Here is a 24,083-nt window from a genome sequence, read left to right on the forward strand (position 1 = left end):
TGTTGTAGGGAACACTCAGAAGATTTACTTCTTGGTGCCTTCCATCAGTTCGATGGCCAACTTCTTCATGTTGGTGAAGTCCCACTTGCCGGAACCCAGCTTGGGGATGCTGTCCACCTTGAATACGGAACCGGGGATCATAAGGGGCGGGATGCCGGACTTACGGATGTTGCGGGATAGTTCTTCGACGTCGAACTGGCCGTTTACCAGCAGCACGATTCGTTCGCCCTTCACGGAGTCAGGAACTGCGGTGACTGCGAATTCCATGCCTTCCAGGAGCTTGGTTTCGGCGAGGCGCAATTCCACGGCGGTCAGGGAAATCATTTCACCGCCCAGCTTGGCAAAGCGGCTGTAGCGACCGAGAATCTGTACGAATCCGTCGGGAGTGTGGGTGCCCTTGTCGCCGGTCTTGTACCAGCGGCGGCCATCCTTTTCGAAGACCACGCTTGCGGTCTTTTCGGGATCCTTCAGGTAACCCTTCATGACCTGGGGACCGCTGACCACGATCATGCCCTCTGCGGTGGGTTCCAGGAATTCGTTGGTTTCGGGATCGATAATGGCGGTGATGGAACCAGGGATGCCGAGGCCGATACTGGAGGTATCGTTGCACTTGCCCATGGTCAGGAAGTCATCCAGCAACACGTTGGGTGCGTTCAGGGTGGCCAAGGGGGAGAGCTCGGTACAACCGTAAGCTTCGTAGATGTCCTTGCCGAATTTCAGCTTGAAGGCTTCGCGCATTTCGGGGCGGAGCTTTTCGGCACCGGCCACGATGTAACGCAGGGAGTCCAGACACATGGGGTGGACCCAGCGGTTGATAACGATTGCGCGCAGGAAGGTGGGGGTACCCATCAGGATGGTAGTCTTGTACTGGGCACAGACGCGAGCCAAAGTCTTGATGTCGGTGGGATCGGGGCAGAGCACCATGGGAACACCGTTCAGCATGGGTGCCATGAAGGTCATGGTAAAGCCGAAGGAGTGGAACAGCGGCAAGAGGCAGGTCATGACATCGCCACGATGCATCTTGATGATGTAGTCCATCTGCTGGGCGTTGGAGACGATGTTCTTGTGGGTCAGCTGAACGCCCTTGGGGGTACCTTCGGAACCCGAACTGAAGAGGATCAAGGCATCGTCGTTAGGCTTTGCGGAAGTAAACCACAGGAACTTGAGCCACTTGGCGGGGAGGAACTTGATCTTTGCGGCATCGAGTATTCTTCCGATGGAACCCAACTTTTCTTCTTCTTCGTCAAGATAGATCATCTTGCAACGGTTGGCGATTTCTTCGAAAGCGGGGTTCTTGCTGGAAAGCTTGGTCAAGAAGGCGCGGGTGGTGACCACCGTAGAAATTTCGGCCTTTTCGATACAACCCAACACAGTGTCTACGGGGGCGGTATAGTTCAGGTTGACGGAGGTCTTGCCTGTGCCGAGAATAGACATGATGCCTAGGGCGGCGTCACGGCTGGTGGGGAGCATAAAGCCGATGTGGCGTTCTCCCTTGGAAACGGAACGGATTTTGCCGCCGAAACGGTGGCAGAGGCGGAGCATGCCGTGGCCGGAAACGTGTTTGCCTGCAGGGTCTATGAGAATGGGACGGTTGCGGCGTTTGCGCATGGCCCTGAACCACAGCGGAACGATGGGCTTGGAGTGATCCATGGCTACGTTCCACACGTCGGCGCTCAGTGCCTGCAAGTCGGCGCGGATCTGTTCTTCGGTTGCCGTTTCGGTCAGAGCCTTGGAGAAGCCTACGCTAACGATGCGGTTGTAATATTGGGGGCGGTTGACGCATTCCGAGGCGTGGCTGTAGCGGCTGCCCCAGAGACCCTGAATATAGAAGGGAATGATCTGTGCGCCGGTATCTTTGACGGCGGCGGAATAATCAAGAGTAAACTTTGAAATAAACGGCGACTTGGAAACTTCACCTTCGGGGAAGATTACCACCACTTCTCCATTGAGCAAGGCCTGACGGATTTCTTCCATGGCGGGCTTGGGATCGCGGCGGTTAATGGGAATCAGGAACTTGCCGTGGAACAGCCAGCGCTGGTACCAGTCCGCAAAGGTATTTCTGTTGCTTGCGATGCGGAGGGGGCGCGGGCTTGCCATCTGGAGTACTGCCCAGTCGATGTAGCTGAAGTGGGGGCCGACTAGAAGGGCGGGGCCACTTTCGGGAATGTTCACGCTTCCCTTTACCATGATACGGTAACGGAAAACATAGCTGAAAGCAAAGCGGAGGCCAGCTCGCAGAAGTGTCATGGGATTACTCCGCAATGTTAGGATGAAGGTGATGATGAACATTACAGACAGAATCAGGAAGCAGTGGTAAACCTGACAGTCGGTAAAGATGAGGAGCAGTGTCTGACCGCCAGTGAGTACTGTAAGAACAATCATCTGGATCATGTTGGATACAGAATGAATTCGTCCTGCCGTGTTGGTCTTGGCCAGATTCTGGGTTGTTGTTCTAAGAATGACAAAGGCGGCACCAGTGCTGATTCCAAGAATGCTGTAGAGGATGCCCTGCAGCCAGTCAATATGAACGAAGGGAATCAGGAACATGACCAGAGCCGATGCGATTGCGGCAAAGGGAATGATGCCTGTTTCTACGAACCCCTTGGAAGAACGACTTGCCATGACGGCGCCGACGATAATACCTGCTGCAGTCAGCGTTACTGTAAATACAAATCCTGCCAGGGTCAGGCTGAAAGCGTTGTTTGCGCTGCCGCTGGACATGTGCTGTGCCAGAAGCATCAGAATCTGGATGACACCCCAGAAGGCAGAAAGACCGAGAATGGCCAGGCGGGCGCTGGGAATCTTCCAGGTGGCGGTAAAGACGCGACTTGCGGAACGATACTTGATGGACTCGTCGCGGCGTCCCACGCGGACAAAGAAACTGAAAATGGTTGTGGCGACGGAGGCGCCCAGGTAGATAAAGAGAATCTGATTGAAACCGATAAAACCGAGGTAGGCGGCCAGTGCAACTCCCAGTACGTAGTAAATCATGAACCAGGCGTTTGCCTTTACAAGATCGCTTCCGTCAAAGACTTTCTGCATGGCGCTGAGTCGGGCTGGCACATGGAGCGCATAGCCGATGCCGTAGACTCCAACTAAGCCAAATGCAACCCAGTTGCAATCCGTAACGTAGCAGACCGAAATGGCGATAAGGGCTGCTGCTGCAATGATGCTGGACCAACCCATGGCTCTGCTCTCGGATTGCTTGCTCACAAAGTAGCTTGCAATGGGCATCATGAAGATGCTGGGCACGAACATCCCCACCTGCAAAAGCAGACTTCTCCAGAGGAACGCAGTATCCTGGTAATTGGCACTGAGCCAGGCCTGGAAGTGAACGAAGATTCCCATCTGGGTAAATGCGCCGAAGAATACGGCGAAGAAGAAAGGAATAGCTCCGTGGTATTTATACAGTTTCATAAAAACTCGAGGTGGGTGTTTATTTCTTTTTGAAGACCTTGGCGAAACAGAACGCGCAGAGGGCTATGATGGCTGTCCAGGAGCCAATCATGAAAATGAGACCGCCGGTAGTGAGTTCCATTGTTAGACCTCCATGTTTGACGAACGTTCAGTGTCGGAATTTCCCACAGACATGTTCTGTTTGTGGTGGTTCTTGGGGGGCTGGTCTGCGGGATCACCCTTGCGCCAAGCAAAGTAGATGAGCACGTTCAAGAGAATGGTCAGGACCAGCAAGAAAATACGGATGCCCCAGGTAAAGGAAATCTGACTCATTTCGCAACCCAGGAAAGTGACCATGGCGTCTGCTGGTACGTTCTGCAGGCTGACTACGGCCCAACCGTCGTGGATCAGCCAGGCGACCAGCACTACGGCCAAGTAGATCGGGCATACAAATCGGATAATGAATCTGAAGAACTTGGGAAGCTTGATGGCGGCACCTTCGTTCATCAGGGCGAAGGCCTCGCTCTCCGGATTGCCGTTTTCGTCCTTGACGGTTGCGGACTTGCGTCTGCCCAAGACAATGGAGAAGACGATTGCCTGGATGGTGCCGATAAATACCAGCAGGAAGCTGCCTCCCCAGAAATCGAATTCATCTACGGCACCGGCTGCAAGACCGAAGATGCCTACGAGACCGCCCAGGAAGGTTACGATACTGACAGATGTGATTGCGCCCTTGCGGGTCTGCTTCAAGTCGTCTTCGCAGAAACTGATCAGGGGCTGGATAATGGAGATGGCGCTAGTGACGCCGGCAATGAACAGCATGGCGAACCACAGAGTCTGGAAGAATCCGCCAAAGGGCAGCTGACCGAATACGAAAGGCATGGTCTGGAAGCCCAGGCCGAAGGTTCCGAGCTTTGCGCATTCTTCGATGTTGTTGCCTGCAATAAGAACTGCCATGGGAATCACGATGGTGCCGCCCAGGATGATTTCTGCAAAACCGTTGGTGGCGCCTGCGGTAAGAGACGAGAGAACCAGGTCTTCCTTGGGTCTGAGGTAGCTGGCGTAGCAGAAAACGATACCCATGCCCAGACTCATGGTAAAGAACACCTGACCAGAAGCGGCGAGCCATACCGTGGGGTTGGTAATTTCAGACAGGTTCGGATTCCACACAAAGGCGAGACCCTTACCGATGCCGTCAATTGTCAGAACGCGTCCCACCAGAATCAAACCCATAATCAGCAAAATTGGCATGGTAATCTTGTTGACTCGTTCGATACCCTTGCGCACACCGAAGGAAAGCAGTGCCATGTTGCAGGCGAAAGTAATCAGGAAGAAAACGATGGCGGCAGGGAAGGAACCCAGCTGGGTGTTCAGCATAATATAGTTGCCGAAGAATTCCTTCATGGGGCCATATCCACCCTTAACCACATCCATCAAGATTCCGGTTGCAGAATAATAGGTGAATGCCAGAATCCAGGACTGGATGAACATATAATAGAAGGTAATGAACAGCGGAGGCAGAATGCAGAGGGAGCCCAAGTGCTTTGCCCAGGGTTTCTGACCTAGAATATAGTGGAAACCGCCCGGAGCCGTACCATGACGCCTACCGCCGGCAGCGCGGCCCAGAGTCCATTCCATCCAGGACAGAGGAATTCCCAAAAGCAGGAATGCTATCAGGTAAGGGATGATAAAGGAGCCGCCGCCATTTGTTGCAGCCTGAACGGGGAATCGTAAAAAGTTTCCTAAACCAACGGCAGAACCGGCAACGGCGAGAATAACGCCAATCTTTGAGCCCCAGTTATCTCTAGAATTGTTCATCGTATATGTCCCTAAATAAATTTGGGGTTCAATCTAGAAAAATGTGCCTCTTGTCACATTTAGGTAATAGCTATGTATGCGTTTTTGTAGTGAAATATTGCCCCTTTTACAAGTGTATACAAGATTTGCGTAAAATATTCCCGATTTCTATGATTTTTTGAATATTTTTTGAGCATACAAGACCGGTTTGACAAAAAAGACTGGCTTTTTAAAAAAGGGATTGGACAAATGATTGACGTTAAGGGTAAATGGACCTTGATTACTGGCGGTTGCCGCGGTGTAGGACGTCTAACTGCCATTGAAATGGCCAAGTTGGGCGCAAATATCATTCTTCAGGGTCGTTGCAAGGCTAATGCCGACAAGGTTATCGAAGAACTGAAACCCTATGGTGTTGAAGTCCGCGCTGTTGGCTGCAATCTTGAATCTGAGTCAGAAATTGACGCTGCCCTTGCTGAAATCGACTCCTGGGGCGTTCAGGTAGACCTGGTTTTCAATAATGCCGGTCTTATGAGCCATTATTTCCAGGATTATCTGTCCAATACCATGGAAGATTTCCACCACGCCATGGCTGTGAACTTCTACGCTCCCATCAAGATTGCCTATCATTTCTTGCCGGGTATGATCAAGCGTGGTTTTGGCCGTATGCAGCTCACTACCAGCGGTATCGCCAATGAACCGGAATTGATGGGTTATGCCTGCGCAAAGGCCGCCCTGACCAAGTTCGTCAAGGATTTCGCTGTCAAGCTGAACGGAACCGACGTCATGATGAACGTCATGGATCCGGGTTGGCTCCGTACCGACCTGGGTGGCCCCGCAGCTCCCAACGCTCCCGAAACGGTTATCCCCGGCTCCATGGTGGGTGTCCTCCTGGACGACAAGAAGAGCGGTCGCTGGTTTAGCGCACAGGAATTTACCGGCATGTCTCTTGAAGACGCTGTCAAGAAAGGCGCAGACGTTCAATAAAAGTTCCTCCTAACCCCCAAAAAAGCTGGTGGTGGCTTCGGCTGCCACCAGTTTTTTATTGTCTTCCTGAGTTCCGCAAGGTGTTGATAAATGCGTTTTTGTTGTCATCCTGTGCGTTAGCGAAGGATCCAGTAAAACTTTTATTATATATTTAGCGCCATGAACAAGGAACCTTCCCGTACACAGCTTCGCGACGAAGTCTACACCCAGATGATGGTGGCCCAGGCTCGTCTTTCCAAGGATCAGAACACTCAGATGGGAGCCATCCTGGTATCTCCCGAGGGGCGCGTCATCAGCACTGGTTACAATGGTGCTCCTGCCGGTTTTGACGACGAAACAGTCCCCTACACTCGCGAAAAGCAGTTGTTGGCCTACGACCTGCTGGATGCTGATTCCGGTGAACTCCTGAGCCATCACGAGTTCGAGGCTAATAAGTATCCCTTCATGGTACATGCCGAAATCAATGCCCTGCATTATGCCCGCGGTAAGGTACCTGCAGGTTCCAAGCTGTACGTGATTGGATTCCCCTGTGAAAGGTGTGCTCTGGATGTAAGCCTTTCCGGTGTTTCTGAAGTCTTTGTCACGAAGGACGATTACGATCCTAAGTCCACCTTGAACAACAGCCGCGACACCGCCTACTACATGTTCGCCCAGGCCCACATTGTTGTGACTCTGTGCGGTAAACGTATTCGCCCTGTTGTTTCAAAGCCTGCGAAGGCGTAAAAAATTTTCTTTTTTTCGGAGGTTAGTCATGAGGAAGTTATTTCTTCTTTCTTTATTCTGTGCAGCGACTGTTTTTGCGCAGCAAGATGATTCGGATGCCCTGGATTTCGCAGACGAAAACAGTGCGTCTGTTTCTGCACCGGCTCCGTCAACGTATGCGGAACCTGCATCTGCGTCATCCCCTTCCAAGTGCTCGGTTTATTCTCCGTGTGCAAACACCGCTGAATCCAACACGGCATCCGGTCAACTTGTAGCCCAGGTGCAGACGGCTCCTGCCAGAAGCGCCTTCTTCCTTGACCTTACCTTGGGTATTATGTGGAATAGTTACAGTCGTGAAACGGTGTATCGTAGCTATGCCAGCTATTACAATGATTATTATAATCGTGATCAGATGGAGCGGGAATACTCTGGTTTGGGTCCGATACTTGGTTTGAAAATTGGTGGCAACATTCGTGGCTGGGCTGCACCTCATTTTGTAATGGAATTTGGCAGATCTTATGGTGAAACAGAAGAAGAATACTATGATTCCGATGAGAACGAGTATCGTAAGGCCAAGACCAGCGCCTTTAGATTTTTCATTGGTGGTGGTGTGACATGTTTCCTTAGCAATGACCCGCAGTCTGCTTCAAGCGGCGTTTTCCTGGGGCTGGATTTCGGTTTCGTTTTGTCTGCTGCCCAGAAGCACATTTCCTGGGATGACGTTGAGGATGTGGGGGGCATTGATGACGTGGCCGTCGGAATCAAGTTTGAAACAGGATATGTGTGGAGAATGGCGGATCACTTCAATATTGGTTTCACATGGTCCCTGAGTATTGATGACGCTGTTGATGATAACGATAGCGATTATCGCAGGGAAGAATCTTCCATGTATACCATTGGGTTCGCTCTCACTATCATGAGAAAGTAATGGTGAACAAGTTTTCTGTGTTGGCGGTTCCGTAGGCTATGTCGTCACTGCCGTCATGTCGTTGGATGATAATAGCAGGGCTGGATTTGGTTCAGGTTTCCAGGTTGAAATTCCTGCGTCTCACCCGAGGTTAATGGGGGAGAGTCGGGCAAAGTTCCGCTAATTGTTAAGAAAAAAGCCCGTTGACAGAAAATGTCAACGGACTTTTGTTATATTGGTGCACATGGTAGCAGTAAGTAAGTCTAAGAAAGAAATTGAGTTCCTCTGTACGGAATGCGGCAATACTACGCCGAAGTGGGCCGGAAAGTGCCCGTTCTGTGGTGCCTGGAGCACCCTCAAGGAACATGCTATAGAAAAGCTGGATGTGGCTGCCGGTCGAGGTGGCCGCGGTTTGGGAGGTCCCGTGCATAAGGTGGTGGCCCTGCGAGATGTGGCCACGGAAGATACGAAACGTCTGAGTACTGCAAACACGGAATTCGACCGGGTCCTTGGAGGCGGCTTTGCTCCAGGCAGTCTTGTTCTGATTGGTGGCGATCCCGGAATTGGTAAATCGACTCTTGTGTTGACGACTCTCGCTACCATGAATGCGGCTGGCGTCAAGGCGCTGTACGTCAGTGGCGAAGAAAGCGCCTGTCAGGTTAAACTCCGTAGCGAACGTCTGAACGTGGCTGGCTCCGATATGCTACTGCTCTGTGAGACCAGCCTCGAAAAGATTATTCAGCAGGCAAACGAAATCAAACCGCAAATATTGGTAATCGACTCCATTCAGACTGTGTATAAGGGCGATCTTTCAGGAACGCCCGGGTCCGCGGCGCAACTTCGTGAATGTACTCTGGACTTGATGGTCTGGGCGAAAAACTCAGGCTGCATTACCATCTTGATTGGCCATGTTACCAAGGACGGCCAGATTGCTGGCCCCCGTATTCTGGAACATATGGTGGATACCGTGGTCTATTTCGAAGGCGACCGGAATCATCAATACCGTCTTCTTCGAACCATAAAGAATCGTTTTGGCGCTACCGACGAAATCGGCGTCTTTGAAATGACGAGCCACGGGCTGGCTTCAGTCCCGAATCCTAGCAAGGTGTTCTTGCAGGAAGGCGTTCCGCCTACTCCGGGGAGCGTCGTGTGCTGTACCATGGAAGGGTCAAGGGCGCTGCTCTTTGAAACTCAGGCCCTTGTGAATCAGACTACCTTTGCGGTTCCTCAGCGGGTGGCGGCGGGTATCGATGCCAAGAGACTCACTATCATACTGGCCCTGCTTGAAAAGTTTGGCGGTATCACAATCGGGGCGTCCGATGTATTTGCAAGCATTGCCGGGGGCATGAAGGTGAACGATACTTCGTCGGATTTGGCCTTGGCTCTAGCTATAGCCAGCAACCACTTGGGAATTCCGTTATCCCGTCAGACTATTGCCATCGGTGAACTAGGTCTGTCTGGCGAAATCCGCAGCGTAAGTCTGCTGGATCAGCGTCTTAAAGAGGCCGGTCGACTGGGAATGTCCGAAGCGATCGTTCCTGCGTCTGGAGCGGATCCGTCCCGCGAGGGTGGTCGTTCCCTTAAGGTGGTCCGCGTAAAGACCTTGGGTGAGGCCATTGCCTGGCTGATGGATAAAAAGTAGATGTAAAAAGCCAATGCTGCTTTGACTGTGAACATCAAAAAAACACCCTGCGATGCAGGGTGTTTTTAAGTTCTATAAAATCCGCTTTGGTTTTAAGAAGCAAAGAAGAAATTAGTCTTCGTCGTCGGATTTTCTCTTCTTCTTTTTCTTCTTGGGCATTGCGTCGTCTGCTACAGAAGACTTCTTGCCTTCGACCTTGATGTCAGCAGCCTTTTCGCCGCGCTTGGTGAAGCCGTACTGACGAGGATCGAAACCGGAGGGGAAGACGGTCTTGTTATCGTAGATCACCTTCTTGGCGGTGAACTTTTCGATCTTAGCGCCATCCAGGTTTGCACCGGAGAAGTCAACGTCGTTCATCTTGGTGTCGGCGTCGATCTTGATGCCCTGCATGTTGGCGTTGGTGAAGTTAACCATTTCCAGCTTAGCGCCGGCGAAGCTTACGCCGCCCATCTGAGCGAGGATGAAGTCGGAACGTTCGATGGTGGAGTTGGCGAAGTTGGCCTTGGTCAGGTCAGCCTTGTCGAAAATGTTCTTACGGACGTAAGCACCGTCGAAGACAGCCTTCAGGAGTTCAGCTTCCTTAAAGTCGTTCTTGCTAACTTCGGTGTCGAAGAAAGAGGTCTTGCTCATCTTGGACTTGTTGAATTCGCTCTTGGAAACGGAGCCCTTGTCGAATACAACACCGGTCAGGTCCTGGCCGCTGAACTTCATGTTCTTGACGGTGGACTGAGCGAACTTGGCCTTCTGGAGCTGGGCCTTAGAAAGGTCAACATCGTTAAAGGTGGTCAGAGAAAGGTCTGCGTCCTGCAGATTGACGTTCTTGAAGTCTGCACCGCTGAATTCAGCCTGGGAAAGACCGGCCTTGGCGAAGTTAACGTCAACCAGGTCCACGCCCTTGAAGTTTGCTGCAATCAGGTTACAGGCGGTAAAGTCGGTCTTGACCATGGTGGTCTTGCGGAGGTCTGCACCAGCCATCAAGGAACGAGAGAAGTTGGTGTTGGTCAGGTTGGCCTTGTAGAAGTTTGCACCGGTAAGGTCAACGTCCATGACAGAAGCCTGAGTGAGGTCAGACTTTTCGAAATTGGTGTTTTCGTCTACCTTCATAGCGTCCAGACGGGCATTCTTCATGTTGGTCTGGGGAAACTGGCTACCCAGGAGGGTTGCACGGTAGAGGTTTGCGCCTTCAAGGTTTGCACCTTCGAAAGAGGAGTTACGAATGTCTGCGCCGCTGATGACGACCTTTTCGAGGTTGGCGTCTTCGAAGCTAGCGTCGCTAATCACAGCGTTCTGGAAAGAAACTTCCTGGAGGCTTGCCTTTGTAAAGTTGGGGCCTTCGCCAGTAGCACGGCGGAAGTCGGTGGTGTTCTTGACTGCCTTAGCCTTGCTGAAGTTGAAGCCATCGATACGCTTGTTACTGAAAGAAACGTTCAGATCCTTGCCTGCCCAGTTGTCCTGTGCGAATACGTTCAGTGCAAGTGCACTAACAAGGCAAAGGCCAAACTTTGAAACTCTCTTCATATTCATATATAACATTCCCTTTGAGGATAAACCAGATAACGGATAGCCCTAAAATAACTAAATAATTTGCAAAACTGCAAGACTTTTAAAAAAACTCTATAAATAAAAGCTAACTTGTAGGGCGAAATGAGCAATTTTTCGTCAAAACAGTACGATGTGGTGGTCTGTGGGGCCGGTCCTGCAGGCTTGATGGCTGCCTGCACCCTTGGACGTCTGGTTCAAAAGGAGACTTCCGGTGCTAGACGGGTCTTGCTTCTAGATAAAAAGGAACCTTGGAAAGAGCCTATTTTCTGTGCCGAAGCGGTATCTTCTCGGCGTCTGAAGGCCCTTTGGCCTGTGGATTCCTCCTTTGTTCGCGGAAACCTGTCCGGGATTTATTTTACCTCTCCCAAACGTTACCGCGCCGAGTTTTATAGTAAGGATTGTGGTTATCAGCTGAATCGCTCCGCTCTGCACAAGAATATTGCCGACGAATGCGTCAAGGCTGGTGTGGAATGTCATTTTGACTCCGTGGTCAAGAAGCTGGATCGCACCGAAAACGGTTGGAATGTGGTGGTATCTTCCAAGGGTGTCGAAGAAACCCTAAGTTCTACCCTTATTATAGACTGCTCTGGCCCCGGTGCCAAGCTGACCCGTGGAATCCCCTGCCTCGAGGGCATGGAAGACGGTGCCACTGATCTTGAACCTGCAGTCTTTGCGGTGGCCGAGGGCATTCCTCATAGCCGTGAACATATTGAATTGTTCTTCGGTAGTGAATTTAAGGACGGCTACGGCTGGATCTTCCCCCGTGACGGCAAGGAAGTAAATATTGGTTTTGTGCTGGGGAAGGACGTTCGTAACGAGGGTTCCCTCCGCCAGAAACTTCTTGATTTTATCGCTCGCGACTATCCTGGCTCTACGGTCAAGGCTGTCTACGGGGGCATGATTGCCTGCGGACAGTCCCATAAGCCGATCGCCAAGTGCGGTCTCTTTAAGGCCGGCGATTCTGCCAGCTGCGTCAATCCCATTAGCCGTTCCGGCATTACGGAATCCCTCCTTTGCGGTAAGATTGTGGCCGAGGGTGCCATGGAATGGTTGCAGGATTCTGGCGAAAACCGTGAAGCGATCGAGGCCCGCGCCCACCAGCGCTGGATGCAGGAAATGGGCAAGTCCCATATGCAGATTGCCCGCGGAAAGCCTGGCTTCAACAAGATTACAGACGAGCAGTTCGACAAGGCAGCCTTGCGTCTGTCCAAGTTGCCTAAAGAGAAGCAGACTCTGTTCCGCATATTCTTTAACGTCCTGTGGGCAAGTCCGTCCTTAGTCTGGAAACTCAGGTCATTCCTCCACTGGTAGTCTAGTATGTCTGAAATTATCGAAAAACGTCTCGAGGAAGTTCGAACCAAGTTCGCTGGCTTCACCGATCCCGATGACAAGTGGAAGTTCATCCTTGATCTGGCTAAGGCCCACAAGGGGATGGACGCCGCTCTTAAGGCAGAAAAGTTCATTATTTCTGGTTGCGCATCCACCATGTACCTGGTTCCTAATTTTGACGGAAACCTGCTCCATTTTGAAATGGATGTGGAAGGCGGCACTACGAATCCACTGATCAGCCGTGGTCTGGGAGCCCTGGCCCTCAAGATTTATAATGATACCGCTCCGGCTGACATTCTGGCGGTGGACCCGAAGTTCTTTCAGGACATTGGTCTAAACGTTGGACTTTCACCTACAAGGTCTAACGGTTTTGCGAGCCTTGTAAAGCAGATTTATTTGTACGCCCGAGTCTTTGCTGCTCTGGCCAAGAAGTAGAAGAACGCGATTTATAAAAGTAAAGGATAAAGGAAAATGTCTTTTAGTTTCTTGAATGGAAAGAGCCCCTTTGACGAGGCTGAAGAACGCCTGGAAGCTGGCGAAACCGTTAACGGCAAGCCGAAGATGCCTGTGGCTCCTGTCATGGGTTGGCAGGATGGTGTTACCCTCCTGGTGATTATTGCCCTGGTTGTTGGTGGCTACCAGTACTATCAGTATGCCAAGCGCACCAGTGCAGAAGCCTTCGCTACCTGCGAAACTCTTTATACTGCAGCTCAGACCGATGCGTCCAAGTATGTCGAAATGGAAAAGTGCTATGAGGCTACCTGGGATCTGGGTTTTGTAAGCGATACTCTGGAAGTGGTTCGCCAGAACCGCCTGGGCGAAGTGGAAGATATGCGTACTGCCCAGAAGGATTTGCTGGCTAGCGCCAATGCCGCTTTCGACAAGGGCGATACCGCCGCCGCAGTCAAGATCGTGACCGAATACAAGGGTGCTATGCTTCTGTACACGGGCGACCAGTCTGAATGGGATGAAATCGCAAAGTTTGCGACTGCCGCTCCTGCTGCCGAAAAGGTTGCAGAACCCGCCGCAGAAAAGGCTGCTGAACCTGCAGCTGATGCTCAGAAGTAATTCTTGTCAAAAGGTTTGCTGAACTGAAAAACACCGCAATGAAATGCGGTGTTTTTTGATGTCCACAATATTTTTTAGGACCGTCTATTTGAGGTTTTGCCTCAACGTTTTTCCAAGTGTATTTCCCGTTCGGTTTCGTTGAGAATGTCGATGCGGATCACGTGGGTGATGCCCGGGTCATTCTCTTCGAGACGTTCCGGCCATTCAATCAGGCTGACACCTTGTTCCAGGTAGTCGGGATCCAGACCCACTTCGTTCAGGTCGGCGCCACCTTCCAGTCGGTAAAGATCGAAATGGAAAATGGGCGGATTGTTGGGGTATTCGTGGAGGATGGTGTAGGTGGGGGAGCATACGGCGCCCTCGAATCCGAGACCCTTGCAGACTCCGCGGCTAATAACCGTCTTGCCTGCACCCAGGTTGCCGAACAGGGCCACCTTGTCGCCTGGTTTCAGGGACTTGCCGAATTCCACGGCCCAAGCATAAGTGGTTTCTTCTGACGTAAACTTCATAATAGTGAACAGTGAAGAGTGAATAGTTTTGAGCGATGAGCAGTGAGTTATGAGTTTTGAGTTGTGAGTTAATAAGTCAGGCGCCTTTGACGCAGTTATGATAACTCATGGCTCAAAGCTGAATACTCATGGCTGAACAAGGCGCCTTTGGCACGGTTATTAGAAGTTAGTAGGAAGTAGGAAGAGCCGCTGACAAAAAATGCCTACTGCCTACAGTCTACTTTTTAAAAGGAGCCGCAGGCCCCGCCCTCATACCTCGAACCTGAAAGCGAGCTTTGCGAGCGACCTGATACCTGCTACAGCTTGTCCTTGAACTGCTGGTAGGTGAACTTATGGAGCAGGTGGAACTTACCTTGTTCGTCAAACTTGCCTATGCTGGGGTGGCGCACACCGTTGAAGAATGTGGTCTTCACCATGGTATAGTGGATCATGTCTTCGAAGATGATTCGGTCGCCGACCTGCAGGGGTTTGTCGAAGGAGAAGTCGCCCAACTGGTCGCCGGCCAGGCAGGAATTTCCGGTCAGCTTATAGGTGTAGGGCTTTTCGCCGGGGAATGCGGAACCGGTAACGGCAGGGCGGTAGGGCATTTCCAGACAGTCGGGCATATGGGCGCTAATGGAGACGTTCAGTACGGCGATGTCCATTTCGTTGTGGACGATGTCGCCGACTGTGGCTACCAGTTCGCCGGTTTGCCAGCCGACCGCTTCGCCTGGTTCCATGATGACAGTCAGATGGGGGTAACGTCCCATGAAGTCCTTCAGGATGCGGACCAGCTCATCGCGGTGGTAATCCTTGCGGGTGATGTGGTGGCCACCACCGAAGTTGACCCATTTCATCTGGTTCAGATACTTGCCGAAGTGCTGTTCGAATGCCTTCAGTACGCCTTCCAGGGCGTCTGCATCCTGTTCGCAGAGGGCGTGGAAATGGAGACCTTCAATTCCGTCCAGAAGTTCCGGTTTGAACTCGGCTTCGGTGACTCCAAGGCGGCTGAACTTGCCGCAGGGGTTATAAAGGTCGGTTTCTACGGTGGAATACTGGGGATTGACGCGGATGCCTGCAGAAACGCCTGCCTTCAGGGTCTTTTCCTTGAATCGTTGCCACTGGCTGAAGCTGTTAAAGGTAATGTGGCCTGCACAGCTCAAAATTTCGTCGATTTCGTCGTCGTCATACACCGGTGCGAAGACGTGGACTTCCTTTCCCATTTCTTCCTTGGCCAGTTTAGCCTCGTTTAGGCTGCTGGCGGTGGCCCCGGCTAGATATTCGCCGATCAGGGGGAAGGAACGCCAAAAGCTATAACCTTTCAGGGCGCAGATGATTTTTACGCCGGTTTTCTTCTGGATATCGTCCAAAATTTCCATATTTCGGCGGAGACGGGCCTCATCGAGGACAAAACAGGGGGATGGAACTTGAGAATAGTCTAGCATAGGGCCAAAGATAGCCTTTTTTTACACCTTTTTAAACTTTTTTGCTTATGCTTTAACTACATTTAACGGTGATGAGATTTTCTTCTTATAAGCACGTTGTTATTTCGCTGTTGGCTCTGGCTTTTGCCGGAGTGGCAATGGCTCAGTCCGTTCCCTCCAAGGTTGAATCCCAGGTGGTGGCGGCTCCCCGTGGCGCTTCGACTCTTGATGAAATGATCCAGGCAAAACTGGATTCCATGAATCATGCTGTTCCCTCCGTCGGTCCCCGTAACTCTGATAGCCTCGCTAAGGTTCAGGCCGATAGCGTTCGCAGACTGATCAAGGAAGGCAAGTACGTCCAGCGCGCCAAGTACGACAAAAAGAACTTCGACCACTGGAACATCGATACCGTTCTCCAGAAGTCCATGAAGGAAAAGCTGGTGGGCGTGTGGCGCACTCCCATTGTGGCTCACGGTCATGCCTTCCGCGATGCTGAACTCCGTTTCTGCATGAACGATACCTTGATCGGTGTTACCCGTACTTATTCCGATTCCGGTCGTTATCAGATGACTGGTGAATATGTGTTCAAGGCCCGCTACCGCTTTGATTCTGACCGTTCTCTGGTCAGCCGCGAAGTGTTCAGCGACCGTAAGGTGGTCCGTTGGGACTTTATCACCTTCGATATTACCGATGGTGCTCTTGAATACAACCTGAACAAGCTGGAATTCCGTGACCTGAACGATAACTGGCTCAACGCTCTGCAGGGCTTTGATAACGTTCCTCCCGAAGTTTATAATCGCGACGAAAAGGGCTCTGCCGAAATGAAGCGCGAATACGAAAACAGCAAGAAGAAAAAGTAATTGCGGTTTGGGGCCAAGCGCCATGAGCCGAAATTCTTCGAAAATTTCTAGAGCAGTTGTTGGCTTTGTAGTGCTAACACTGCTCTTTCTGTTTTTTGCGGCCCTGACCTTGACCGCCGGTTCAACCTCCATCAGCTGGTCGGACCTGGGGTTCAGGAACGTTCCCTACCAGAATATGGCTGCCCAGATTTTCTGGGAAATCCGCTTCCCTCGACTGGTGGCGGCGGTTCTGTCTGGTGTGGCGTTGGCGGTTTCGGGCCTGGCTTTGCAGACCTTATTCCGTAACCCGCTGGCGGGACCTTTTGTGCTGGGTATTAGCAGCGGGGCTAGTCTGGGTGTTGCCCTTTCACTGTTGGCGGGTCTTAGCTTTGGACACTTTGGCGTGCTGGGGGCTGCGGCGGTGGGCGCTCTCGGTGTGACGTTCCTGGTGATGGCGGTGTCTACCCGCTTTAGAAATTCCACGGTGCTCCTTGTGGTGGGGCTGCTGGTAGGGTACTTCATCGACGCCGTGATTAGCCTCTTGATCGTGAACAGCGATGCGGAATCCTTGCGGGTTTACGTGAGCTGGGGCATGGGAAGTTTTGGACGTCTAACTTATGACGGGGTCTGGATTTTTGCGGCTGCGGTGGCGGTTGGACTTGGGCTGGTGGTGTGTGCCATGCGGTACTTGAATGCCGTGCGCCTGGGGGATGATTTTGCCCGAGGTCTGGGTGTGAATGTACGTTTGGGCCGCGGTCTTGTTCTGCTGGGAACTTCCATCCTGGCGGCATCGGCCACGGCTTTTTGCGGCCCGGTGGCTTTCGTTGGAATCGCGGTTCCTCACCTGGCTTTTATGTTGTTCAAAATCAGCAACCATCGCGTGCTGATTCCTGGGGCGGCCTTGTGCGGTGCTGTGCTTTGCCTGGCCGCAAGCCTCTTCATGACTTTGCCCTTGAATGCGGTTCTTAGCCTGGTGGGCGTTCCCGTGGTGCTGTGGGTGATTATTCGTGGTGGGAGGGGGCGCTGATGGCGGAATTGCTGAAGTGTGAAAATCTTTGCTTTGGGTATGTCGGTTCTGGTTTTGCGGCACCCCTGAATTTTGAACTGCAGCCTGGCGAAGTGGTGGCCCTGATGGGCCGCAACGGTTCCGGCAAGAGTACCTTGCTGAAAACTTTGTGCGGTCGGATTCCCGCTCTGGGCGGAACTATAAAGGTTTGCGGGACCTGTCTGAAGTCCCTAAAAACTATGGATCTTGCAAAGCTGATCGCCTATATTTCCATTAGCAAGGCCGCTCCGGATCGGATGACCGTCCGTGAATTCGTGGGGCTCGGCCGCATGCCTTACAGCGGTTTTCTGGATGGCCGTACTGCCGAGGACGTGAAGATTGTGGATGAATCCCTGGAACTTTTGGAACTTTCCGGTTTTGGGGACCGCTATGTTTGCGAACTGAGCGATGGCGAACGGAGCCGCGTGTATTTGGCTATGGCCCTGGCCCAACAGGTGAAGGTCTTGTTGTTGGATGAGCCTAACGCGTTTTTGGATATTCCCTGGAGCCATCAGCTTTTTAGGACTCTGCGCACTATTGCGGCGGAACGTGGCGTGGGAATTTTGGTGTCGACCCATTCCCTGGATTTTGCAGAAAAATATTGCCAGCGCGTGATGGTCGTTGGGGACCGTAGCGTTTCTGTAGAAAATTGGGAAGGGGCGCGAGCCGGGGGCTTGCTGGACTGGACAAAGGGGGAATAGCTTATGGGGAATGCAAATTTTTTGAAGTGCGTTATTCTGGGCTGCTTATTTATTCTGGCGGGGTGCGCCGGGAACAAGGCCCCAGAGGTGTCCGCTGAAGTTCCTGCAGAAAGTTCCGTTTCGCCGGCTCTAAAGGGAATTGAGGAGCCGGCCGGCGAGAAGCATTTCTTCTGGAAAGTTTCCGACGAAAATTCCAGCGTGTGGGTTTTGGGTAGCGTTCATTTTGCGGACTCGACTTTTTATCCGCTGGATTCCGTGATTGAAACGGCCTTTGTCGCTTCAGAGGAACTGGCGGTAGAAATTAATCTGAATGACGATTCCACCAGCAACGAAGTTTCGTCGAAGATGATGCAGGACGGCTTGCTGCCTGCGGGGGTGTCCTTGAATTCTGTGCTGCCCCGTAATGTCTGGAATTCCCTGGACAGCCTGTGCGCGGCCTGGAACTTTCCTGTGATGGCCTTGCAGCGTTTGCGCCCCTGGTTTGCGGCCACGACTTTAAGCGCCGTTGCCATTCAGCGGGCTGGCATCCAGGCGGAATACGGAATTGACGTCGTTCTGATGGACCGTGCCGCTACCGATGGGAAGGCCATTGTGGGCTTAGAAACTGCCGAGGATCAGGTGAGTGCCCTTTCTGGAACGGGGAAAGATTCCGATGAATCGCAGTCGGATTCCGCGGGCGTTTACTATCTGAAGACAACCCTGCGTGAAATTGCGGGGCTGGATTCTATGGTGGCGCAAATGATGCGTGCCTGGAAGACTGGCAATGATTCTTTGCTTCGTGTTGTAATGAATGCTGAATTCTGCGACGAAAAATCCGGTAATTGCGAAGGTGATTCCGAGTCCGAAAAGAAAATGAAGGCGGACTTGGAAGAACGAATTTATACCAGTCGCAATGCCAAGATGGCAGGCTCCATTGCGCAGTTCCTTGAAGAAGACAGAAATGTATTTGTGGTAATCGGGGCTGCCCACTTGGCCTTGGATGAAGACAACGTGATAGAACTGCTTCGCCGTAAGGGCTTTAGAATCCAGCGATTCTAATTATTTTAAATCTTTCACATCGATGCCGAGGTGGCTCAGACGGTTGTAGAGGGCGGTGCGCAATAGGCCCAGCTGTTCGGCGGTGGCGCGTACGGAACCGTTGTTTTCGCGGATCTTGTTCCTAAGGAATTCCCGTTCCTGGTCCAGTTGCATTTCGCGGAATTCGTCGTAGGTTTCGGCTGCGGGAATGTCCTGGATCTTGGGGAAATCCTGGGGTTCGTCCAACTGTAAATCTTCGGGAGAAATGAGGGTGGACGTTGCGAAACAGAGGGCTCGCTGGATGACGTTTTCCAGTTCGCGGATGTTGCCGGGCCAGGGGTGTTTTTGCAGTTTTTCCAGGGCGGCCCTGGAAAGGGTGAACTGCTCGCCGGGGGCCTGATACTGCTGGATGAAATAGTTGGCCAGATCCTCGATATCTTCGCGGCGTTCGCGGAGGGGTGATATCTTGAGGGGGATGACGCTGAGACGGTAGTAAAGGTCTTCGCGGAAAGTCTTGTTGCGGACGGCTTCCTTTAGGTCGCGATTGGTTGCCGCGATGAATCGCACGTCGATATGCTTTGTCTTGTTGGCTCCGATGGGGCGGATTTCCTTGTTCTGCAGCACTCGCAGCAGTTTGACCTGGGTGTGCAACGGCATATCGCCAATTTCGTCTAGGAAGATGGCGCCTCCATCGGCGGCTTCGAAAAGGCCGATGCGTTCGTTCTGGGCGCCGGTAAAGGCTCCGCGGGTGTGGCCGAACAGTTCGCTTTCAAAAAGGTTGTCGGGAATGGCGCTGCAGTTGACCGTTACGAACTTGTCGTAGACGCAGGAGACGGCTCGGGCAATCAGTTCCTTACCGACGCCGGTTTCGCCCTGGATCAGTACGGGGCCGGTGTGGATAATGGCGCGTTCTACAGATTTGCGCAGCTTTTGCATGGCGTCGCTGTTTCCTACCAGATGGCTCATGCGTTCGCTAAAGACTTTGCGGGCGTTGTAGATTTCCTTTAGTTTGGAAATCTTGCTCATCAGATGAAGCTTTATGGCTTCGACAGATAGGATGATATCATACAGTTTATTGGAAAGTTCGCTGTACCTGTCCAGCGATTCCCCATAAACAAGAATCAATGTGTCCGGATTCTTTTCGCGAATTTGGGTCAGTGCCTGTAAGTTGTCGCTAAAGGAATCCAGATCCCAGATGACGAGGGGGCTTAATTTGTCGACGGACTTTAAAAGAAAATCCGCACCCGCGTAGGTGTCGGTAATGTGCAGGTTGACATCGTAATTCACCGTGGAGAAAACGTCCTGGATGAACGAGGACGTCGGAGTCTCCTGGGTGAAAAAATCGATGAGCATAATTTAGCGTAAAGCGTAGAGCTTAAAGTAGAAAGAAACTCGCTTTAAACTCTTACCTTTAACCTTTATCCTTTAACCTTTATCCTTTAAACTTTATTTGCCCAGTTCCTTGCTGCGTTCGGTGCCTGCAACCACAGCCTTCATGACGGTGCTGCGGAATGCGCCTTCTTCCAGGGCGTTGATGCCTGCGATGGTGGTGCCTGCGGGAGAGCAGACCATGGCGCACAAGTCGCTGGGGCTCTTGCCGGACTGCTTCACCAGTTCGACGCTGCCTTCGATGGTGCCGAGGGCCAGCTTCAAGGCGACATCGCGGGTAAGGCCGGCCTTTACGCCACCGCGGGTCAATGCTTCAATGAATTCGAAGACGTATGCGGGAGCACTGCCGGAAAGACCGGTCACTGCGTCCATCAGGCTTTCTGCTACGCGGCAGGTAACGCCGATGTTGCCGAAAATCTTTTCTGCGGTAGCGAGGGTGGCCTCGGTAACGCCGTCGGTAGCGAGACCTACGGAACCCTTGCCCACAGTGAGGGGCAGGTTGGGCATGACGCGGAGAACCTGGTTCTTTGCGCCAAGAACGTCGGTCAGGGCGGCGCGGGTAACGCCAGCCATAATGCTGATGAAGGTCTTTTCGTTTGCGATGGCGTCGGCTGCAGCCTTCCATTCGGCGCTGACCAGCTTAAAGATCTGGGGCTTTACGCAAAGGAAGGTGACATCGGCGTTGTTGACGCCTTCTGCGAAGCTTGCTACGCGGACGCAACCCAGTGCAGAAACTTCTGCGGCAGCCTTGTCGCTGGGATCGAAGAAGAAAATGGACTTGGGATCATTTCCGGCCTGGAGAAGGCCGCGGAGAATTGCACCACCCATGTTGCCGGTGCCAGCGAAGAAAATTTTATTAACCATAGTTCGTTGTTTTTAAAAAAGTGAAAATTTTCAGTTATAATTTATGAATTTTAAATTATGAGACGAATAATCGCGGCGTAGCCGCCTTTCTTATTCTCGTAATTCATAAATCGTAATTCATAATTAGGTAAAAATCAACTTCGTTGATTTTTACCTCACGCTGTCCTTGGCCTTGCGGAGGAATTCTAGCAGGTCGGCATTGCTCTTATACTGCTTCATCCACTTGATTAGCTTGTCCATAATGCCGTTTTCGGTATCGTTCTGCATGCTTTGACGAACGCTCCAGAGGATGTTCTGTTCGTACAGAGAAAGCAGACGGTCTTCCTTACGGGTGCCGGACTTAAAGATATCGATAGCGGGCCAGGTGCGCTTTTCGGCAAGGCGACGGTCCAGAACCAGTTCCATGTTACCTGTGCCCTTGAATTCTTCAAAGATCACTTCGTCCATGCGGCTGCCGGTTTCGATCAGGGCGGTTCCGATAATGGTAAGGGAGCCGTTCTTCTGGATGACTTCACGAACGGGTTCACCTGCGGAGGTGTAAATCATCTGACCGTTGGTGTCCTTCTGGAAATCGCCAAGCTTGTCGGCAATCTTACGGGCTGCACCAAAGAACTTCTTGGGGAACTGCATGGCCATGGCGTCTACACCGCCAGAAAGAATCTTGCCGGAGTGGGGAATCACTACGTTGTTGGCGCGTGCAAAGCGGGTAATGGAGTCCAGAAGCACGACCACATCCTTCTGCTGTTCCACCAGGCGCTTGGCCTTTTCCAGGACCATGGTGGCCACGCGGGCGTGATGGTCAGGAGGTTCGTCGAAAGTGGATGCAACGACTTCTGCCTTGAGGGCGGGGTTCTTTTCTACCAGCTTGCCTACGATTTCGCGCATTTCCGTCACTTCTTCGGGACGTTCGTCAATGAGCAACACCATGATGATGCATTCAGGATGGTTTGCTGCAATGGCGCGGGTCATGTTCTGCAGGAGGATTGTCTTACCGGTACGGGGAGGTGCCAGGATAATGGAACGCTGACCCTTACCGATGGGGCTGAACAAATCCATGACGCGGGTGGTCAGTTCGTCCTGGTCCCATTCCAGGTTGATCTTTTCGTTAGGATGGATGGGAGTCAGGTATTCAAATGCTACGCGGCGCTTGATCTTTTCGGGATCGTCAAAGTTGACCTTGTCTACGCGGCGGAGGGCGTAGAACTTGTCGCCATCGCGGGGGGGGCGTGCAAGACCTGCAACGGTGTCGCCAACCTTCAGGCCGAAACGGCGAATCAGGTTCTGGCTCACATAAACGTCATCGGGACCCTGCTGGTAGTTGAATTCGGTATTGCGGAGGAAACCGTGACCCTGCGGGGTGACTTCCAAAAGGCCTTCGGCGTAAACGATGTTGTTTTCGTTTTCCAGGCTCTGGAGCAGAAGGCCCAGGGACTGCTTGCGGTAACGGCGGAAGTCCAGATTTTCTTTCTGGCTTGCCAGTTCCTGCAAGTCGCTCATGGTCATCTTGCGGTACTTGGCCCAGCAATCGCGAGCCTTGCACCAGGCTTCGGAATCCGGATCCGGCATCGGCACGGTGTCTTCCTGTTCTTCCTGCTGCTGGGGGCGGTTGTTGTTATTGTTGTTGCGGTTGTTCTTGTCGAACTTGTTAAACTTGTTCTTCTTGTCGTACTTGTTGAAGCGTTCTTTCTGCTGGGGTCTCTGCTGACCGTCTGCAGATGCGTTTTCGGAGGTGCCGTCCTGGGCTGCGCTAGGATCTGCGGTGGCCTGAGTTTCTGCCTGCTGACCATCTGCATTCTGTGCGGAATCCGTTGCGGGAGCGGTTTCTGCTGCGGGAACTGCGCTAATTTCTGCGGGAACGGCTGCCGGTTCGTTTTCGGCCTTCGCTGTTTCAACGGGTGCTGTGTCGGCCTGCTTTTCGGCGGAAACTTCCTGAACGTTGTTCTTTTCCTTTATCCGTTCGACTTTCCTGTTTGCTTTTTTCTCATCGTCATTCTTTGCAGCCTTTGCTCGAGGAGCCCGCTTTGCGGGTTTTCCTTCGGGAGCTGGTTCTGCCTGGACGGGGAGTTCAATGCCTTCGCGGAGTTCGGCAGGAACTTCCATGCCTGTGGATTCTTGGTCGGCCAAGTGGGTACTTTTAGTCGTTTTTTTGATGGGAGCCACGATTGTGTCCTATTAAATAAGAATTGACGTATTAAAATGCGACTTTATTCATCTGCAGTATTTGGATTATTCCCAAAATGGACGGATGAATAATTTTCGATATGAAAAATTTGAAAAAAATATGAATGCGGCCGAATGTCGACCGAACGTCGCTAATTATAATTAATTATATGGGGATTGTCATAAAAAAGGTCAGATTTTATAAAAAAACTTTTTGGGGGTGCCGAAAAAATGGGGGTGTCAACTTAGTGACAATTTGAATAGTTATATTTACCAGCGTGAATTCACTAGAACGTGTATTTGTTGCCCTGGGGTCCAATTTGCCCAATCGTTCCGCTCACCTGAGTGAGGGGCGCGATATGCTCCGCAAGGTGTCTAAGGGTGGCTGGAAAGAAAGCCCGATTTATGAAACTCCGCCGGTTGGTCCGGAGGGGCAGGGGCCCTACCTGAATCAGGTTGTCTCGTTCTGGTATTCGGGAACGTCGGAACGTTTGCTGAATTATCTGAAAGGTTCAGAGTTCATTTTGGGACGTAAGTACCGTGGGCACTGGAATTCCAGGGAAATTGACCTTGACTTGCTCTACTTTGGAAACGAGGTGAGCCGGGGAATTCCTACATTGCCTCACCCGCAGATTGTTAACCGCCAGTTCGTGTTGGTTCCCTTGAATGATATTGCCCCGGAGTGGGTGGATCCCCAGATGGATTCCAAGGTTTCTGACCTTCTGACGAGACTTCTCCTGAAAGAGGAGAAAATTCCTTTCCGCGTAGTCACCTCGGAGGAAGCGTAAT

Annotated in this window: 20 protein-coding genes; 12 read left to right on the top strand and 8 right to left on the bottom strand. The window is 52.0% G+C overall.

The window, feature by feature from the left end:
- Positions 1 to 24: 24 nt before the first annotated feature.
- Together BUB94_RS05360 and BUB94_RS05365 are read right to left on the bottom strand one after the other, a co-directional pair.
- Entirely contained in the window at positions 25 to 3,417 is a 3,393-nt protein-coding gene (locus BUB94_RS05360) for an MFS transporter (RefSeq protein WP_083538119.1), read from the bottom strand.
- Positions 3,418 to 3,540: 123 nt separating this feature from the next.
- The gene (locus BUB94_RS05365; protein WP_073234852.1) at positions 3,541 to 5,214 is read right to left on the bottom strand and encodes a sodium-dependent transporter; all 1,674 of its coding nucleotides are present in this window, start codon (positions 5,212 to 5,214) and stop codon (positions 3,541 to 3,543) included.
- 228 nt (positions 5,215 to 5,442) lie between these two features.
- On the opposite strand from BUB94_RS05365, the gene BUB94_RS05370 reads away from it, so the two are divergent.
- The 4 genes from BUB94_RS05370 to radA all read left to right on the top strand — a co-directional run bounded on the left by BUB94_RS05370 (position 5,443) and on the right by radA (position 9,428).
- Positions 5,443 to 6,177 (top strand): SDR family NAD(P)-dependent oxidoreductase, encoded by a 735-nt coding sequence (locus BUB94_RS05370; RefSeq protein ID WP_073234855.1) that lies wholly within the window; start codon positions 5,443 to 5,445, stop codon positions 6,175 to 6,177.
- Positions 6,178 to 6,336: 159 nt separating this feature from the next.
- Entirely contained in the window at positions 6,337 to 6,900 is a 564-nt protein-coding gene (locus BUB94_RS05375; RefSeq protein ID WP_073158092.1) for a deoxycytidylate deaminase, read from the top strand.
- Positions 6,901 to 6,928: 28 nt separating this feature from the next.
- Positions 6,929 to 7,807, top strand: a complete 879-nt coding sequence (locus tag BUB94_RS05380) for a hypothetical protein (RefSeq protein ID WP_073234858.1) — start codon at positions 6,929 to 6,931, stop codon at positions 7,805 to 7,807.
- Positions 7,808 to 8,030: 223 nt separating this feature from the next.
- Complete coding sequence (gene radA / locus BUB94_RS05385) at positions 8,031 to 9,428, top strand: DNA repair protein RadA (protein ID WP_073158098.1); 1,398 nt, start codon at positions 8,031 to 8,033, stop codon at positions 9,426 to 9,428.
- Between the two features lie 111 nt (positions 9,429 to 9,539).
- Here radA and BUB94_RS05390 read toward each other — a convergent pair whose 3' ends face one another.
- Entirely contained in the window at positions 9,540 to 10,952 is a 1,413-nt protein-coding gene (locus BUB94_RS05390) for a pentapeptide repeat-containing protein (protein ID WP_083538120.1), read from the bottom strand.
- A gap of 120 nt (positions 10,953 to 11,072) precedes the next feature.
- On the opposite strand from BUB94_RS05390, the gene BUB94_RS05395 reads away from it, so the two are divergent.
- Genes BUB94_RS05395 through BUB94_RS05405 form a run of 3 tightly spaced genes read left to right on the top strand, consistent with a single transcriptional unit; the run spans position 11,073 to position 13,367 of the window.
- The gene (locus BUB94_RS05395) at positions 11,073 to 12,281 is read left to right on the top strand and encodes an NAD(P)/FAD-dependent oxidoreductase (protein WP_073234861.1); all 1,209 of its coding nucleotides are present in this window, start codon (positions 11,073 to 11,075) and stop codon (positions 12,279 to 12,281) included.
- 6 nt (positions 12,282 to 12,287) lie between these two features.
- A complete protein-coding gene (locus tag BUB94_RS05400) occupies positions 12,288 to 12,734 on the top strand; it encodes a SufE family protein (protein ID WP_073158103.1) in 447 nt (148 codons plus the stop codon).
- 36 nt (positions 12,735 to 12,770) lie between these two features.
- Positions 12,771 to 13,367 (top strand): hypothetical protein, encoded by a 597-nt coding sequence (locus tag BUB94_RS05405; RefSeq protein WP_073234864.1) that lies wholly within the window; start codon positions 12,771 to 12,773, stop codon positions 13,365 to 13,367.
- A gap of 101 nt (positions 13,368 to 13,468) precedes the next feature.
- On the opposite strand, the gene tsaE is transcribed toward BUB94_RS05405, so the two are convergent.
- Positions 13,469 to 13,876, bottom strand: a complete 408-nt coding sequence (tsaE, locus tag BUB94_RS05410; RefSeq protein WP_073158109.1) for a tRNA (adenosine(37)-N6)-threonylcarbamoyltransferase complex ATPase subunit type 1 TsaE — start codon at positions 13,874 to 13,876, stop codon at positions 13,469 to 13,471.
- 296 nt (positions 13,877 to 14,172) lie between these two features.
- The gene (gene nspC, locus BUB94_RS05415) at positions 14,173 to 15,300 is read right to left on the bottom strand and encodes a carboxynorspermidine decarboxylase (protein ID WP_073158112.1); all 1,128 of its coding nucleotides are present in this window, start codon (positions 15,298 to 15,300) and stop codon (positions 14,173 to 14,175) included.
- A gap of 71 nt (positions 15,301 to 15,371) precedes the next feature.
- Between nspC and BUB94_RS05420 the strand changes: the two genes are divergently transcribed.
- The 4 genes from BUB94_RS05420 to BUB94_RS05435 are packed head-to-tail and all read left to right on the top strand — an operon-like array spanning position 15,372 to position 18,902.
- Positions 15,372 to 16,139 carry a hypothetical protein gene (locus BUB94_RS05420; RefSeq protein WP_073234867.1) on the top strand — a complete coding sequence of 256 codons (768 nt, stop codon included), beginning with the start codon at positions 15,372 to 15,374 and terminating at the stop codon, positions 16,137 to 16,139.
- A gap of 22 nt (positions 16,140 to 16,161) precedes the next feature.
- Positions 16,162 to 17,145, top strand: a complete 984-nt coding sequence (locus BUB94_RS05425; protein ID WP_073158117.1) for a FecCD family ABC transporter permease — start codon at positions 16,162 to 16,164, stop codon at positions 17,143 to 17,145.
- Positions 17,145 to 17,864 carry an ABC transporter ATP-binding protein gene (locus BUB94_RS05430; protein WP_139260140.1) on the top strand — a complete coding sequence of 240 codons (720 nt, stop codon included), beginning with the start codon at positions 17,145 to 17,147 and terminating at the stop codon, positions 17,862 to 17,864. The genes BUB94_RS05425 and BUB94_RS05430 overlap by 1 nt, the downstream gene beginning before the upstream one ends.
- 3 nt (positions 17,865 to 17,867) lie before the next feature.
- Complete coding sequence (locus tag BUB94_RS05435) at positions 17,868 to 18,902, top strand: TraB/GumN family protein (RefSeq protein ID WP_073234870.1); 1,035 nt, start codon at positions 17,868 to 17,870, stop codon at positions 18,900 to 18,902.
- Here BUB94_RS05435 and BUB94_RS05440 read toward each other — a convergent pair whose 3' ends face one another.
- The 3 genes from BUB94_RS05440 to rho all read right to left on the bottom strand — a co-directional run bounded on the left by BUB94_RS05440 (position 18,903) and on the right by rho (position 23,258).
- Positions 18,903 to 20,234 (bottom strand): sigma-54 interaction domain-containing protein, encoded by a 1,332-nt coding sequence (locus BUB94_RS05440; RefSeq protein WP_073234873.1) that lies wholly within the window; start codon positions 20,232 to 20,234, stop codon positions 18,903 to 18,905.
- Positions 20,235 to 20,327: 93 nt separating this feature from the next.
- Positions 20,328 to 21,134, bottom strand: coding sequence for a pyrroline-5-carboxylate reductase (gene proC, locus BUB94_RS05445; protein WP_073234876.1), 807 nt, complete (start codon positions 21,132 to 21,134; stop codon positions 20,328 to 20,330).
- A gap of 150 nt (positions 21,135 to 21,284) precedes the next feature.
- Positions 21,285 to 23,258, bottom strand: a complete 1,974-nt coding sequence (gene rho / locus BUB94_RS05450) for a transcription termination factor Rho (protein WP_254793677.1) — start codon at positions 23,256 to 23,258, stop codon at positions 21,285 to 21,287.
- Positions 23,259 to 23,572: 314 nt separating this feature from the next.
- Between rho and folK the strand changes: the two genes are divergently transcribed.
- Positions 23,573 to 24,082, top strand: a complete 510-nt coding sequence (folK, locus tag BUB94_RS05455) for a 2-amino-4-hydroxy-6-hydroxymethyldihydropteridine diphosphokinase (protein WP_073158128.1) — start codon at positions 23,573 to 23,575, stop codon at positions 24,080 to 24,082.
- Position 24,083 lies beyond the last annotated feature (1 nt).

Source organism: Fibrobacter sp. UWH9 (assembly GCF_900129715.1).
Classification (GTDB): Bacteria; Fibrobacterota; Fibrobacteria; order Fibrobacterales; family Fibrobacteraceae; genus Fibrobacter.